The 15,279-nt window shown below is 69.9% G+C and carries 12 protein-coding genes; 4 read left to right on the top strand and 8 right to left on the bottom strand.

Annotation, left to right across the window (positions count from 1 at the left end; translation table 11 throughout):
- The first annotated feature begins 610 nt into the window (after positions 1–610).
- Together OCJ37_RS00450 and OCJ37_RS00445 are read left to right on the top strand one after the other, a co-directional pair.
- On the top strand, positions 611–1,624 hold the full coding sequence (locus tag OCJ37_RS00450) for a TIGR00266 family protein (protein WP_263111694.1): 1,014 nt from the start codon (positions 611–613) through the stop codon (positions 1,622–1,624).
- Between the two features lie 412 nt (positions 1,625–2,036).
- The gene (locus tag OCJ37_RS00445; RefSeq protein ID WP_263111693.1) at positions 2,037–3,065 is read left to right on the top strand and encodes a patatin-like phospholipase family protein; all 1,029 of its coding nucleotides are present in this window, start codon (positions 2,037–2,039) and stop codon (positions 3,063–3,065) included.
- A gap of 123 nt (positions 3,066–3,188) precedes the next feature.
- Here OCJ37_RS00445 and OCJ37_RS00440 read toward each other — a convergent pair whose 3' ends face one another.
- Together OCJ37_RS00440 and OCJ37_RS00435 are read right to left on the bottom strand one after the other, a co-directional pair.
- Entirely contained in the window at positions 3,189–5,381 is a 2,193-nt protein-coding gene (locus tag OCJ37_RS00440) for a TonB-dependent siderophore receptor (RefSeq protein WP_263111691.1), read from the bottom strand.
- A gap of 249 nt (positions 5,382–5,630) precedes the next feature.
- A complete protein-coding gene (locus OCJ37_RS00435; protein ID WP_263111690.1) occupies positions 5,631–6,110 on the bottom strand; it encodes an Lrp/AsnC family transcriptional regulator in 480 nt (159 codons plus the stop codon).
- A gap of 126 nt (positions 6,111–6,236) precedes the next feature.
- Between OCJ37_RS00435 and phhA the strand changes: the two genes are divergently transcribed.
- Together phhA and OCJ37_RS00425 are read left to right on the top strand one after the other, a co-directional pair.
- Positions 6,237–7,124 carry a phenylalanine 4-monooxygenase gene (gene phhA / locus OCJ37_RS00430; RefSeq protein WP_263111689.1) on the top strand — a complete coding sequence of 296 codons (888 nt, stop codon included), beginning with the start codon at positions 6,237–6,239 and terminating at the stop codon, positions 7,122–7,124.
- A gap of 245 nt (positions 7,125–7,369) precedes the next feature.
- The gene (locus OCJ37_RS00425; protein WP_263111688.1) at positions 7,370–8,134 is read left to right on the top strand and encodes an SDR family oxidoreductase; all 765 of its coding nucleotides are present in this window, start codon (positions 7,370–7,372) and stop codon (positions 8,132–8,134) included.
- Positions 8,135–8,304: 170 nt separating this feature from the next.
- On the opposite strand, the gene OCJ37_RS00420 is transcribed toward OCJ37_RS00425, so the two are convergent.
- The 6 genes from OCJ37_RS00420 to OCJ37_RS00395 form a co-directional block, all read right to left on the bottom strand.
- On the bottom strand, positions 8,305–9,450 hold the full coding sequence (locus tag OCJ37_RS00420) for a GDSL-type esterase/lipase family protein (protein ID WP_263111687.1): 1,146 nt from the start codon (positions 9,448–9,450) through the stop codon (positions 8,305–8,307).
- 163 nt (positions 9,451–9,613) lie between these two features.
- The gene (locus OCJ37_RS00415) at positions 9,614–10,270 is read right to left on the bottom strand and encodes an RpiB/LacA/LacB family sugar-phosphate isomerase (RefSeq protein WP_263111686.1); all 657 of its coding nucleotides are present in this window, start codon (positions 10,268–10,270) and stop codon (positions 9,614–9,616) included.
- 136 nt (positions 10,271–10,406) lie between these two features.
- Complete coding sequence (kduD, locus tag OCJ37_RS00410; protein WP_263111685.1) at positions 10,407–11,162, bottom strand: 2-dehydro-3-deoxy-D-gluconate 5-dehydrogenase KduD; 756 nt, start codon at positions 11,160–11,162, stop codon at positions 10,407–10,409.
- A 50-nt stretch (positions 11,163–11,212) separates the two neighbouring features.
- Positions 11,213–12,067 (bottom strand): 5-dehydro-4-deoxy-D-glucuronate isomerase, encoded by an 855-nt coding sequence (kduI, locus tag OCJ37_RS00405; protein ID WP_263111684.1) that lies wholly within the window; start codon positions 12,065–12,067, stop codon positions 11,213–11,215.
- A gap of 473 nt (positions 12,068–12,540) precedes the next feature.
- The gene (locus OCJ37_RS00400; RefSeq protein WP_263111683.1) at positions 12,541–13,599 is read right to left on the bottom strand and encodes a LacI family DNA-binding transcriptional regulator; all 1,059 of its coding nucleotides are present in this window, start codon (positions 13,597–13,599) and stop codon (positions 12,541–12,543) included.
- A 47-nt stretch (positions 13,600–13,646) separates the two neighbouring features.
- Complete coding sequence (locus OCJ37_RS00395; protein WP_263111682.1) at positions 13,647–15,230, bottom strand: family 43 glycosylhydrolase; 1,584 nt, start codon at positions 15,228–15,230, stop codon at positions 13,647–13,649.
- Between the last annotated feature and the right edge of the window lie 49 nt (positions 15,231–15,279).

Genomic DNA, 15,279 nt, shown 5'->3' with positions numbered 1-15,279 from the left:
AAAAGAAGTTCTTTTTGTGCGCTGCGGCATTCGCACTGGAGCGGAGGGGGTCTTCAGTTGATCTCGCGAGCGGTCGTTGAAGGCACCCTGGCGCTGCGTTGCGATCGACCGCGGCCGACCGTATGGATGGCGCCCAGCAGGCAGAGCCCGCCGCGTTCGCAGGCAGTCACCTGGCCGGCCCGATATCCCGCCGACGGACAGCCGCGGCCCTCACGCCCCTTCCCAGCCACAGGGGCAGGCCTGGCCAGGCTCCGTGCCGTCGGGCAGCAACGCGTTCCCAGCCTTGCCGCCGCGACGCGCCTTCGCCCCCCCCGCTGCCGACAGCTCCGGTTGCCATTGCGTGCGCGTTCCAGCGGTGCGGCACGCGATTGGCGCCGTGTTCGCCGGCCGACCTTGTTCGCCGCTCCATGTCCGCAATGCGTGCCGCCAACCGGACAGCGGCACCCGCTCGCGCTCGACGTCGCGTTGCGGGAGAGCGCACCGATCCGAAGCCGTGCCGACGTCGCCGTGGCGGCCGGCGTCAGCCGCCACCATGCCTTTGGACAGATGCGGACGTCCCCGGCGCACGGGCTAGACTCGGACGGGTTTTTTGCCCATGAGGAGCTTCGCCATGACCCAGTGGTACTTCCTGACCGGCACCGAGCAGACCCGCTCCGGTCCGCTGGACGACGCCGAGGCGCACGCATTCGCACGCCGCTCTCCCACCGCGCTGGCCTGGCGCCAGGGCCAGAGCGGCTGGAAGCCGGCCAACCAGATCGACGAACTGCGCGGCGCGGGCGCGTCCGACCTGCCGCCGGACCTGCCGCCTCCGCCCGGCAGCGGCGGCCGCGCCGACGACATCGACTACCGCATCGTCGGCCACGAGATGCAGTTCGTGGAGATCGAGCTGGACCCGGGCGAGAGCGCGGTCGCCGAGGCCGGCGCGCTGATGTTCAAGGACGCCGCAGTGCAGATGGACACCGTGTTCGGCGACGGCGCCGGCCAGGGCGGCGGGCTGATGGGCAAGCTGTTCTCGGCCGGCAAGCGCCTGGTCACCGGCGAGAGCCTGTTCACCACCGTGTTCACCCACCAGGGCCAGGGCAAGGCCAAGGTCGCCTTCGCCGCGCCGTATCCGGGCACGGTGCTGGCGATGAAGCTGGACCAGCACGGCGGCCGCCTGATCTGCCAGAAGGACAGCTTCCTGGCCGGCGCACGCGGGGTCTCGCTGGGCATCCACTTCCAGCGCAAGATCATGACCGGCCTGTTCGGCGGCGAAGGCTTCATCATGCAGAAGCTGGAAGGCGACGGCTGGGTGTTCGTGCATGCCGGCGGCTGCGTGGTCGAGCGCGAGCTGGCCGCCGGCGAGCGCCTGGACGTGGACACCGGCTGCGTGGTCGCGTTCCATTCCACGGTGGACATGGACGTGCGCGCGGTCAGCGGCATCAAGAGCATGTTCTTCGGCGGCGAAGGCATGTTCCTGGCCACGCTGACCGGCCCGGGCAAGGTGTGGCTGCAGTCGCTGCCGTTCTCGCGCCTGGCCGGGCGCATGTTCGCCGCCGCGCCGCAGGGCGGCGGGCAGAACCGCGGCGAAGGCTCGGTGCTCGGCGGCCTGGGCCGCATCCTGGACGGCGACAACAACTTCTGAGGCGCCCGCCGATTGCCGCGGTCGTGGCGACGGCGCTGGCGGGACGCGCGCTGCGCCGTGCGCCCTTCGTCCGGCCCTGGGCACCAGTTCCTCCCGAAAAGCGGACCATGGCCCGGATAGGGAAGGGAAGCAGCCGGGCCTTGGCTCCTCTCCCCTCAGGAGAGGGGTCGGGGTGAGCGTAGGTCGCGAAGCGTCTCGCAGAACGTGGGCGCAAGGCGCCGCGCCGCCTGCTCCATCCATGACCACATTACGCAAGCCGCGTGGTTCCACCACGCGCAGCGGCGTGGCGTTCGCCAGCCCGGGCGCGACGCGCCGGGGCTGGCGGCTCCATGACCTCCGGTCGTGGGCGGTGCAGGCGGTTCCCGGTATGCTCGCGCCGGCTTCGCCCTCCTTCTTCCACGACACAGCTTCCATGACCGCCTTCCGTTCCCCGCGCCTGCTCCTGTCCCTGTCCCTGTTCGGCCTGCTCGCGGGCTGCGGCGGCGACCCCAAGCCGGCACCGCCGGCGCCGGTGGTCGCGGGACCGGCACCGGCCGCCGCGGCGAAGCCGCTGCGCATCGGCATCGCCCTGGGCGGCGGCGCGGCCAAGGGCTTTGCCCATATCGGCGTGATCAAGATGCTGCAGGCCAATGGCCTGGAACCGGTGGTGGTGTCCGGCACCAGCGCCGGCAGCGTGGTCGGCGCGCTGTACGCCAGCGGCATGGACGCGTTCCAGATGCAACAGGCGGCGGTGGCGCTGGACGAGACCAGCATCCGCGACATGCGCCTGTTCTCCGGCGGCCTGGTGCAGGGCCAGGCGCTGCAGGACTACGTCAACGCCCAGCTCAAGAGCCGCCCGATCGAGAAGCTCGGCAAGCCCTTCGCCGCGGTGGCCACGCGCCTGGAGGACGGCGAGCGCACCGTGTTCGTGCGCGGCAACGCCGGCCAGGCGGTGCGCGCCTCCAGCAGCATCCCCGGCGTGTTCGAACCGGTCACCATCGGCAAGTTCCACTACGTCGACGGCGGCGTGGTCAGCCCGGTACCGGTGGACGCGGCGCGCCAGCTCGGCGCCGACTTCGTGGTCGCGGTGGACATCTCCAGCAAGGCCAGCGGCAAGAACCCGGCCGGCATGCTCGGCATCGTCAACCAGTCGATCGCGATCATGGGCCAGCGCCTGGGCCAGCAGGAACTGGCGCGCGCGGACATCGTGATCCGGCCCAAGGTCAATGACATCGGCGCCGCCGATTTCGCCCAGCGCAACGCCGCGATCCTGGAAGGCGAAAAGGCCGCGCTGGCGGCGATGCCGCAGATCAAGGCCAAGCTGGCGCAGCTGCAGCAACAGCGCGCGGCGGCCGCCGCGGCTGCGGCCAAGGCCGCGCAACCGGCACCGCCACCGTGCGAACCGCGCTCGCGCCTGGGCCGCCTGATCGGCCGCGACGATCCGTGCAAGAAGCAGGATTGAGTTGGCCCCTCTCCCTCGAGAGAGAGGTTGGGGTGAGGGTACAGCGCGACGCGTCTCGTGGAGTTCGAAATCACGAAGGCGCAATGGACAGGCATCCATGCCCATCCGCTGCCGCGCCGATCCTCAATAACGCCAGCGCAAGGTGAAGCTGACGAAACGCGGCTCCCCGTAGTTCTGGTAGTCCAGGTTCGCCCAGTACTTCTTGTCCAGCGCGTTGCGCACGGCCAGCGTCGCGGTCCACTGCGCGCTGAGTTGGTAGTTCGCATTGAAGTGCAGCAGCGTGTAGGCGTCCTGCACCACGGTGACCGGGACGGTGGCGCCACTGCCGTCGCCGACCGGGCGCGGGATGTTGTAGCCGCGCACAGCGCTCTGCCAGCTGAGCCCGCCGCCGATGCTCAAGCGCTGCCAGGCGCCCGGCAGGCGCCACTGGGTGGACAGCTGCAGGTAGTCTTCCGGCAGGTTGGCGTAGATCGCGTCGGTCGGCGCGCGGGTGACCTTGGCGTGGGTGTAGCCGGCGTTGAGCGTCCAGCCCGGGCGCAGTTCGCCGTTGAACTCCACTTCCCAGCCGCGGCTCTTGGTGCCGTCGATGCCGATGTAGGCCGAGCTGCCGTCGGGCAGCGACGCTTCGGGCTGGCTCATGTCGCGCACCGCGTAGTTGTCCTGGCGGGCCTCGAACAGCGCGGCGCTGAGCAGCGCGCGGCCGCCGGACAGCGCGGCCTTGATGCCGGCTTCCATGTTGGAGCCTTCCACCGGCGCCAGCAGGTTGTTGTCCTTGTCCTTGTAGTTCTGCGGATTGAAGATCTCGGTATAGCTGGCGTAGGCGGAGATGTCCGGGGTGATGGCGTAGACCAGGGCGACGTAGGGCGTCACTTCGTCGCTGACCTCGTAGCGGCCGCTGGTGCCGGTGTAGGCGCCGCTGGCGTCGTAGCTGCGCGTGCGCGTTTCCCAGGAGCTCAGGCGCGCGCCGGCGATCAGCGACAGCGGCTCGGCCAGGCGCAAGCGCGTGGACGCATACACGCCGCGCTGGGTGGTGCGCACCACGCGCGAGGCGCCGGTGCGCGCGTAGGTGATTTCGGAAATGTCGCCGTCCCAGTCGCGGACATCTGGGATGTAGTAGCAGCGCTCGCGTCCGCACGTGGACCAATCGGTGGGATAGCGCAGCGCCAGGGTGGAAGTGGTCGACTGCAGGTCCTGCCAGCTGCCGCCGACGACCAGGTCGTGGTCGCGGCCGAACAGCGGGAAGGTGCCGGACAGGTACACGTCCACGCCGTCGCGCGTGTCGGCGGTCTCGCCGGCGGCCGCGCGCAGGTAGATCCCGCTGCCGTCGCGCAGGTCCGGATAGCCGCTGCCGTACACGCGCAGGTTGCGCACCTCGCCCTCGGTGCGGGCAAGGTTGACCTTCAGCAGCCAGTCCTCGCCGAAGCGCTGCTCCAGGTTGGCGAAGCTGGTGTGCGTGTCGCGCTTCCAGTACGCCCATTTCGGCGCCAGGTTGGTCGAGCTGGGCAGGTCGGCGAAGGAGCCGTCGGCGGCGAAGTACGGCACCGTGCCCCAGGTCGAGCCGACCGGCTCGTTGTCCTGGCGCTGGTAGCCGACGGTCACCGTGGTGGACTCGGTCAGGTCGCCTTCCAGCACCGCCATGCCCGACATCTTCTGCTCGCGGTAGTGGTCGTAGTAGTAGTCGCGGTCCTGCCAGGCGGCGACGAAACGGCTGCGGAAGCGGCCGTCGTCGCTGAGCGGCGCGGTCACGTCGGCCTGGGTGCGGCGGAACTCCCAGCTGCCGGCCGTGGCCGCGAACGAGGCGTCGAACGCCTTGCCGGGGCGCTTGCGCAGCATGTTGACCGTGGCCGAGGGAATGCCGGCGCCGCTGAGCAGGCCGTTAGCGCCGCGGATCACCTCGACCCGGTCGTAGAAGACCATGTCGTATTCCTGGTTGGTCGAACCGCTGTAGGTCGGCAGGCCGTCGACCTGGAAATCGGTGATCTGGAAACCGCGCGCGAAATACAGCGGGCGCTGCGTGTCGTAGAAGGAGACGTTGACGCCGGTGACGTTGCGCATCACGTCGTTGACGCTGAACAGCGATTCCTCCTCCAGCCGCTGCAGCCCGAGCACGCTGACCGATTGCGGCGTCTCCTGCAGGGTCAGCGGCAGGCGCGTGGTCGTCGACGGCTGCGCGCGCGTGGGACTGCCGCTGACCTCCACCTTGTCCAGCGTGGTGGGCTGGCTGGCGTCGGCCTCGGCGGCGCGCAGCGGCGCGGCGGCGGACAGGACGGACAGCAGGGCGAGGTGCAGCAGGTGGCGCGGAACGGAGCGGGTCATGGAATCGGCGTCGTCGTTGAGCGGCGGCGCCAGCGTTGGCGCGCCGCCGGGAGAGGGGAGGAAACGGACGGGCGCAGACGGGCTCCACGGCACGGATATCCGGCATGGCTGGCCCGGGGTCGGGGCTGGCGGGATCGAGCGGAGGCGCTGGGCCGTTGCGGCCGTCGCGAGACGCAAATGTAAATCGTTAGCAACAACTTAACAAGCGCTGGCCCCGTTCGGCACGCGCGCTACCGCCCCGGCAGCCGCTCAGCCGCGCGGCAGCGGCAGGCCGGCGAAGTCCTTGACCGTGCGCAGCACGAAGCTGGAATTGACGTCGGCCACGCCGGCGGCGTTGAGCAGCTTGTCCAGCAGGAACGCGGAGAAATGCGCCAGGTCGCGCACGTAGACGTGCAGCAGGTAGTCCATGTCGCCGGTCAGCGCATGGCAGGCGACCACCTCGTCCCAGCCCTGCACGCTGTCGGCGAAATGGGCGATGCCGCTTTGCCCGTGCTTTTCCAGCTGCACGCGCACGAACGCCTGCAGTCCCAGGCCGATCGCGCCGGGCACCAGCCGCGCCGCGTAGCCGGCCACGATCCCGTCGGCCTCCAGCCGCTGCACCCGGCGCAGGCAGGCCGACGGCGACAGGTTCACCTGCGCGGCCAGCTCGGCATTGCTGGCCCGGCCCTGCCGCTGCAGCAGGGCCAGCAGGCGCAGGTCGGTGCGGTCGAACAGGGCCGGATCGGTCATTTATTGCTCTGCAACATGGAATCGTTGCAACAATCTTGCGCGCAGCGGCCGCAATCGCGCAACTTCGCAAGCCCATTGCGCGGCTTGGCGCCTACCATCACAGCTACCCTCCCGGAGCCGACCGCCATGGATACCGCACGCCGCGTCGAACACCAGCAGACCGACAAGGGCTACGTGCCGGTCTACACCACCGCCGTGGTCGCGCAGCCCTGGGACAGCTACAGCGCCGACGACCACGCCACCTGGGGCACGCTGTACCAGCGCCAGCGCGAACTGTTGGTCGGCCGCGCCTGCGACGAATTCCTGCAGGCGCAGGACGCGATGGGCATGAGCCCGCAGGCGATCCCGCGCTTCGACCAGCTCAACGAGGTGCTGGCCGCGGCCACCGGCTGGACCCTGGTCGGGGTCGAAGGCCTGCTGCCGGAACTGGATTTCTTCGACCACCTGGCCAACCGCCGCTTCCCGGTGACCTGGTGGATCCGCCGCCCCGAGCAGATCGACTACATCGCCGAGCCGGACCTGTTCCACGACCTGTTCGGCCACGTGCCGTTGCTGATGAACCCGGTGTTCGCCGACTACATGGAAGCCTACGGGCGCGGCGGAGTGAAGGCGCACGGCATCGGCCCGGACGCGCTGCAGAACCTCACCCGGCTGTACTGGTACACGGTGGAGTTCGGCCTGATCGATACGCCCGATGGCCTGCGCATCTATGGCGCCGGCATCGTCTCGTCGAAGGGCGAATCGCTGCATTCGCTGGAATCGGCCGCGCCCAACCGCATCGGCTTCGACCTGGCGCGGATCATGCGCACCCGCTACCGCATCGACACCTTCCAGAAGACCTACTTCGTCATCGACAGCTTCGAACAGCTGATGCAGGCGACCGCACCGGACTTCACTCCGCTCTACGCGCAGCTGCGCGACCAGGCGCACATCGCCGCCGGCGACGTGCAGGCCGAGGACCGCGTGTTCCAGCGCGGCAGCGGCGAGGGCTGGGCCAGCGACGGAGACGTTTGAGTCCGCACGTTCGCTGCAGTGCGCGCGTCTTTAGCGCGGACCGAGCCGATCCGGCGGCGGCGCCCGACGGGGCGCTGACGCTGTCGCGCAGGGCGAGCCTCGCGTGCATCCACGGCACGCCCGTGGTCGACAACGATCGGCGCCCGCTCATCACTTCCCGTCGAAGGCAGCCGCGTCCGGATCCAGCCAGCGCCGACGACCCGGCCGCCGCATGCTCCGTGTCCCCAACGACACAGGAGCACCCCATGACGGAACTCAAGAACAAGGTGGCGATCGTGACCGGCGCCAGTTCGGGCATCGGCCGCGCGGCGGCGCTGCTGTTCGCGCAGCGCGGCGCGGCGGTCGTGCTGAGCGCAAGGCGCGGGGAGCTGTTGCAACGGCTCGCCGAGGAGATCGACGCATCCGGTGGCCGCGCGCTCGCGTTGCCCGGCGACGTGCGCGAGGAAGACCATGCGCGTGCGCTGGTGGAAGCGGCGCAGGAACATTTCGGCGGCCTGGATATCGCCTTCAACAATGCCGGCACGCTGGGCGAGATGGGGCCGACGCCCGGGGTGTCCGCCGCCGGCTGGCGCGATGCGTTGGCCACCAACCTCGACAGCGCCTTCTTCGGCGCCAAACACCAGCTGCCGGCCATGCGCGCACGCGGCGGCGGCTCGCTGATCTTCACCTCGACCTTCGTCGGCCATACCGTCGGCTTCGCCGGCACCGCGGCGTATGCGGCGAGCAAGTCCGGCCTGATCGGCCTGACCCAGACGCTGGCCAGCGAGTTCGGCGCCTACGCCATCCGCGTCAACGCGCTGTTGCCGGGCGGCACCGACACGCCGCTGGCGCACACGATGCAGACCACGCCGGAGGCCATGGCGCAGGCGGCGCAGCTGCACGCGCTCAAGCGCCTGGCCATGCCCGAGGAAGTGGCCCGCGCCGCGCTGTTCCTGGCCTCGGATGCGGCCTCGTTCGTCACCGGCGCGGCGATGCTGGTGGATGGCGGCGTGTCGATCCATCGCGGGTGAACGCATGCTGCGGCAGGCGGCAGCATGCAGGCGCGGTGCTCAGCGAATGACGGTTGGGCTGGACGATCAATGGATGCATTCGCGGCGAAGCGCGCGTTGGTGCAGGAGCAGTCCCTGGTGCGCCGCCTCATGCAACGCGACGACTTCGGCAGGGCGCCGCGCCACGCCTGTCAATTGGCGCCAGCGGGCTTTGCGGCCGGATACGCCAACATCACCACCAGGTCGTCCTCGCCCACCTGCTGCAGCGCATGCGTGCTGCCCGCGCGCGTCAGCAGCGCATGGCCGGGGCCGACCTCGTACTGCTTGCCGTCCAGCGCGTACAGGCCGCGGCCGCTGACGATGTAGTAGATCTCGTCCTTGTGGTGCAGGTGCAGGCCGATGCCGGCGCCCTTGTGCAGCACGCGCTTGCGCAGCACGAAGGCCAGGCCGGGGGCATCGGCGAAGAACGGATGGGCGGTGGTTTCGCCGGGGCCGCCGTGCGGGCCGGGTTGCGTGCGGGCGAGGTCGCGTTCGTGCACGACCAGCGATGGCGACGGCGCCGCCGCTGCAGCGGGCGAGGGCGGCGCTGCCGGCGTGTCCGCCGCCGGCATGCCGCAGTCGATGTCGCGGCGCAATTGCGCCTTCAGCGTCGGCTGCAGCGCCGCCCAGTCGCGCACCACCAGGCACGCCACCGCGGCCGCGCCGGCGTGGCTGAAATGGGTGCCGTCGGCCTTGCCCTGTTCCGGCACGAACAGGAAATACGGCCTGGCCGCCTGTTCGCCCAGCGCGCGGATCCAGGCGCTGCTGCTGGCGTTGAGATCGATCAGCGCCACCTGCTGCTCGGCGGCCAGGCGCTGCATCGCCTGGGTGTAGCGTCCGTGCGTGTCGAGCAGCGAGCCGAAGTCGTAGAGCAGGCGCGCGGCCGGGGTGAGCAGGATCGGCGTGGCGCCCTTGTCACGGGCCAGCGCCACGTAGCGCGCCAGGTAGTGCGGATAGGCCTGCTGCGGGTCGTCGTAGCGGCTGGGATCTTCGACCTTGGCGTCGTTGTGGCCGAACTGGATCAGCAGCACGTCGCCGCGGCGCAGGTCCTTGGCGATCGCGTCGAGGCGGCCTTCGGCGATGAAGCTGCGCGCGCTGCGCCCGCCCTTGGCGTGGTTGCGCACCTGCCAGGCGGCCGGATCCAGATAACTCTGCAAGGCCTGGCCCCAGCCGGCCTGCGGCGCGCGCTCGGGGCCGTATTCGGCCGCGGTGGAATCGCCGGCGATGAACACGCGCTGCGGTTCGGCGCAGGCGGCAGCGGCGTGGAGCAACAGCAATGCGGAAAAGAGCAGGCGCATGAGGGACTCCGCTGCGCTGTGTCTGCGCTTGGCACTCTGCGCCTGTCGGCGAGAGGCACGCCGAGCCGACAGGGAAGCGTGGTGCCGGTTGGTCGATCGTGTTCGGCCCTCGCCCCAGCCCCTCTCCCGCGGGAGAGGGGCTCGAGCGCGGTGCGTCGTGCGGTCAGGCCGCTGCGGCTTCCGGCCTGCCCAGCACGCCGGCGACGAAGGCGCGGATCTCCGCGTCCTGCGCGTGGTCGAAGAAGCACTGCTGGAAGCGCGCGCCGCCGACCGCCTGCTTGACCAGTTCCGGATCGATCGCGCGCAGGCCGTCGAGGTAGGGCTTGGCGGTGGCCTGCTTGACCTGGGCCAGGATGCCGGCGTTGGCTTGCTGCGATTCGCGGCGCTCGGCCGGGTAGCCCATGCCGCGCTCGCCGCTGAAGGCCTTCTCGAAGATGTAGCGCACGTTGATCTCCGCGCCCCAACCGTAGCCCTTGGCGAAGGCCAGCGCCAGCGCATTGCCGTTGTTGACCTGGGCGAACAGGTAGGCGTCGGTCGGCTCGATGCAGTAGCCGCAGAACACGCCCGGGTAGGCATTGAGCGACATCATCGCGCCCTGGCCGGTGCCGCAGCCGGCGACCACGAAGTCCACGGCCTTGGAGTTCAGCAGCAGGCTGGCGACGATGCCCAGGTGGATGTAGGTCAGGCGATGGTCGTTGTCGCCGTCCATGCCGACGTTGAACACGCTGTGGCCCTGTGCGCCGGCCACGTCGTTGAGCTGCTGCAGGATCACCGGGTTCTTGGCGGCCTGACTGAACTCATTCATCAGTGCGATTTTCATGGGTGTCTCCGATTGCGGGGGAAAGCGGTGCGTGTGATCGACGCGGTCTGCGTGCGCTGCCGACCCTCATCCGCCCTGCGGGCACCTTCTCCCGCAGAGGGAAGAAGCGAGGGCTGGGGCGCTGCGCGGGCTGGGCTCAGCGCGCCAGCCAGCCGCCGTCGACCGGGATGATGGTGCCGTTGACGTAGTCCGAGGCGCTGCTGGCCAGGAACACCGCGGTGCCGCCCAGGTCTTCCGGCACGCCCCAGCGCCCGGCCGGGATACGCTCCAGGATCGACTGGTTGCGCGCCGCGTCGGCGCGCAGCTGCGCGGTGTTGTCGGTGGCCATGTAGCCGGGCGCGATGGCGTTGACGTTGACGCCCTTGGCGCCCCACTCGTTGGCCAGCAGCCGGGTGATGCCGGCGATGCCGGACTTGCTGGCGGTGTAGGACGGCACGCGGATGCCGCCCTGGAAGGACAGCATCGAGGCGATGTTGATGATCTTGCCGCGGCCCTGGGCGATGAAGTGGCGGCCGGCGGCCTGCGCCATGAAGAACGCGGACTTGATGTTGACGTTCATCACGTCGTCCCAGTCCTGCTCGCTGAAGTCCACCGCGTCGGCCCGGCGGATCAGCCCGGCATTGTTGACCAGGATGTCCAGGCCGCCGAGGCCGGCCAGGGTCTCGTCGAGCACGCGCTGCACCGGCTCGATGCTGACCAGGTTGGCCTCGATGGCGACGAAGCGGCGGCCCAACGCCTTGACCTTCGCTTCGGTCTCGGTCGGCGCCTGGATGCCGGCGGCGGCGATGTCGGCGCCGGCCTGCGCCAAGGCCAGGGCGATGCCTTGGCCGAGACCGGTGTTGGCGCCGGTGACCAGTGCGACCTTGCCTTCGAGACTGAACGGGTTCGTCATTGCGGGTGCTCCCTAGGGGTGATGCGGATGCGGTGGAAAGCGGCGGCGCGCTACTTGAGCTGGCAGATGTCCAGCACGTGCATGTCGGTGTAGTCCAGGTTCTCGCCGCCCATCGCCCAGATGAAGGCGTAGTTGCTGGTGCCGGCGCCCATGTGGATCGACCATGGCGGCGAGACCACTGCCTCGTCGTTCTGGATCACGATGTGGCGCTGCGCGTCGGGTTCGCCCATGAAGTGGTAGACGCGGTCGTTGGCGCCGAGGTCGAAATAGAAATAGACCTCGCTGCGGCGATCGTGCAGGTGCGGCGGCATGGTGTTCCAGACACTGCCGGGCTTGAGCACGGTCAGGCCCAGCAGCAGCTGCGAGGACTGGCAGGTGGCCGGCACGATGTACTGGTAGATGGTGCGCTCGTTGCTGGTCTCCAGCGCGCCGCGGTCCAGCGCCACCGCGTCCTTGATCGACAGCTGCTTGGTCTGGAAGCGCGCGTGGGCCGGGGTCGAGGCCAGGTAGAACCTGGCCGGGTTGGCCGCATCGTCGGACGCGAACGTCACTTCCTCGCTGCCCATCGCCACGTACAGGCCGTCCTTCGGGCCGAGCGCGTAGGCGGTGCCGTCCACGGTGACCGTGCCGCTGCCGGCGCCGACGTTGATCACGCCCAGCTCGCGGCGCTCCAGGAACGCATGCCCGGCGGCGGAAGCCGGCTCGGTCTGCTTCGGCAAGGCCACCGTCCTGCCCACCGGCGCCGCGCCGCCGAGCACGAAGCGCTCGTAGTGGGTGTACTTCAGCGTGACCGCGTCGTCGGCGAACAGGCCATCGAGCAGGTACAGCTCGCGCAGCTGGTCGTTGCTGGCGCCCTTGATGGCGTCGGGATGGGTGGCGTAGTGGGTCTTGCAGTACAGGGACATGGGGATCTCCGGGGGCAAGCAGGGGCTGGCGACGGCTCGCAGGGAGGCATTCTAGCCGCCCTGGTAAACCGGTGTCATTGCGCAGTGCACGAAAGGCAGGGATTCGGGATTCGGGATTCGGGATTCGGGATTCGGGATTCGGGATTCGGGATTCGGGATTCGGGATTCGGGATTCGGGATTCGGGATTCGGGATTCGGGATTCGGGATTCGGGATTCGGGATTCGGGATTCGGGATTCGGGATTCGGGCCAGCGGCCAGCGGCCAGCGGCCAGCGGCCAGCGGCCAGCGGCCAGCGGCGGAGAGTCTGGACGAGCAATCGGCGCCAGCACGCTTGCTGGCGCTGCAGGCATGGCGATGTATCGGGCAGCCGATCTCTTGGCGACAGCGCATCCCGTCTGGAGAAAAGCCCCCTTTGGCAAGGCGCGGGGATTCGGCAGGCTCGGCGCCTGCCCGCGCGGCGGACAGTGCCGCGCTAGTCTTCCGGGGGCTGGCAGGAGTCGCGCACGATCAGGTGCGGGCGCACGCTGGCGATCGCCAGGGCCGGGGTGCCTTCGGGCTGGATCAGCATGGCCGCGGCGGTGCGGCCGGTGTCGCGGGTATGGCGGCGGACCGAGGTCAGCGACGGCCACAGGCGCGAGGCCAGCGGGCTGTCGTCGTAGCCGATGATCGACAGCTGGCGCGGAATGTTGATGCCGGCGCGCAGCGCGACCTTGTACACGCCGGCCGCCATCTCGTCGTTGCCGGTGAAGATCGCGCTGGGGCGCTGCTTGCCCAGCAGCAGTTTCTCGGCCGCGGCCACGCCCGATTCGAAGGTGTAGCCGGCCTCGACGATGCGCTCCGGCGGCAGTTCGATGCCGCGCCGGGTCAGCGCGTCGATGAAGCCGGCGGTGCGCTCGTGCGCGGAGCGGTAGGCGCTGGGGCCGGTGATCAGTGCGATCTCGCGGTGGCCCAGCGACAGCAGGTAGTCGGCGGCCTCGGCGGCGCCGTCGCGGTCGTGGGTGACCACCATCTGCGAGGTGGCGTCCAGCGGCAGCGAGGCGATGCGGGTGTAGCGCACGCCGATGCCGGCGAGCATGTCCGCCAGCGCCTGGTCCTCGGAGGCGCGCGGCACCAGGATCACGCCGTGCAGCTTCTGCTGCTGCACGAAGCGGCGCACGCCCTCGATGTAGCCGGGGCTGCGGCTGTCGCACGGATGCACCACCAGTTCGAAGCTGGAGCCGCGCAGCGCGTCCAGCGCACCGTACTGCATGTCCACGATGTACTGCGCGGTCGGGTTGTCGTAGACCATGCCGATCAGGAACGAACGCCGGAACGCCAGCCCGCGCGCCAGCGGGTCCGGCGCGTAGCCGACCTCGCGCATCAGCGCCTCGACCTTCTCGCGCGTGTCCTTGCGCACCAGCGGCGAGTTGTTGATGATCCGCGACACCGTCTTCTTCGACACCCCCGACAGGCGCGCGATGTCGTTGATCGTCGCCGCCTTGCCGTGGACGGAGGCGTGCACATCGGCGGAAATGGGTTTGCTCGGCGCCATGGACGGAAAACCGGACGGAAGAGGGCGGATTCTACCGGTAGTCATGTTCACTCCAGCGCGCGGTAGCGGAATCGGCGGAAATGCACCTTTCCATTTCCGGCCGCATACAGCGCCGGCTTCAGCGCCAGGAACTTGCCGGCGACGTTGTGGTGGTAGCCGGACACTTCCATCTGCACCGGATACTTGGTCCAGGTCCTGCCGTCGCGGCTGCTGTGGACGGTGACGATGTGGCGGTCGTTGCGGACCCGCAGCCACAGCCGCCCGCCCTTGGCGCTGGGCGCCAGCTGCGCCGGGCGCTCCTCGCCGTAGCGGTGCATGACGAAGGCCTCGCCGTTGCTGCCCACCCCCACGTACAGGCGCTCGCTGTAGAACAGCAGCGCGCCGCCCTGCGCGCCGGGCTCGATCTCCATCTCCACGTCGAACTGGTAGGCCTGGTCGGGGGCGATCACGGTCAGCGGCGAGCTGTCGCGCGGGGCGCGGCCCTTGCCCTGCACGCTCAGCGTGCCGTCGCCGAAACTCAGCCGCCGCGCCTCGTCGCGGCCGGGGTTGAAGAACGCCCACTGCGGGCCGAGCCGGCCGCCGCGGAAATCGTCCGACAGCGCCAGGCCGTGCGGCAGCGCCTGCCCGCTGGGCTTCTTCAGCGGCGTGCCGAGGTCGCCGCCCTTGGCCACGAACCAGCCGTCGGCGGTCCATTCGATCGGCTCCAGCAGCGCCTGCCGGCCCAGCGTCCAGTAGCCGTTCTCGTAGCCGTGGTAGAGCATCCACCAGCGCCCGTCGGTGCCCTCGACCAGGGTCGCGTGGCCGCGCGACCACCACGGTTCGGACGCGCTCCTGGTGCGGGTGATCGGGTTGTTCGGCGCGTTGCGCCACGGCCCGTGGATCGAGCGCGAGCGGGCGGTGATGACCATGTGCCCGGTCGGCGGGCCGGCGGTGCCGCCGACCGCGGTGGTCATGTAGTACCAGCCGTTGCGGCGGGTGATCTTCGGCCCCTCCTGGGCATAGGCTTCCACGTCCCAGCTCTCCGGGTACTTCCAGCCGTCGTACACGTGCCTGGGCGTGCCGACCACCTTGAGCCCGTCGTCGGACAGCTGCACGTAGTCGCCGCCGCTCAGGAACAGGTAGCGCTTGCCGTCCTCGCCGACCGCGTGGCCGGGGTCGATGTACTTGCCCAGGCCGATGTCGACCGGCGCGCTCCACGGCCCCTTGATGTCGTCGGCCCAGACCACGAAGTTGCTGCGCTCGCCCTGCTCGCCGCGCCGCGCCGGGAAATAGATGTAGTAGCGACTGCCGTGCTTGACCAGGTCCGGCGCCCAGATCGCACCGACGTTCTCGGTGATGGCGTGGCCCAGCGGCTGCCAGTTGACCAGATCGCGCGAATGCCAGATCGGCAGGCCGGGATAGGCGTCGAACGAGGACAGGGTGAGGTAGTAGTCCTCGCCGTCCTTGAGCACCGACGGATCGGGGTGGTCGCCGGCCAGCACCGGGTTGAGGAAGGTGCCGTCGCCCTGGTCGGCGATGCGCTGGCCTTCGATGCCGCGTTTCCAGTCGGCGGCGGGCGCCAGCGCGCTGGCGGCGAGCAGGCCGGCCAGCAACAGCCAGCGCGCGCGGGACGAGGTCGTAGGCGAGGTCATGCTTTGCACTCCTGGTTCGCGCGCCGCAGCGGGCGCGTGCAAGGGCGCG

Origin of the sequence: Xanthomonas sp. AM6, assembly GCF_025665335.1 — a bacterium.
Lineage (GTDB): Bacteria > Pseudomonadota > Gammaproteobacteria > Xanthomonadales > Xanthomonadaceae > Xanthomonas_A.
This window is presented reverse-complemented; position numbering and strand designations above follow the sequence as displayed.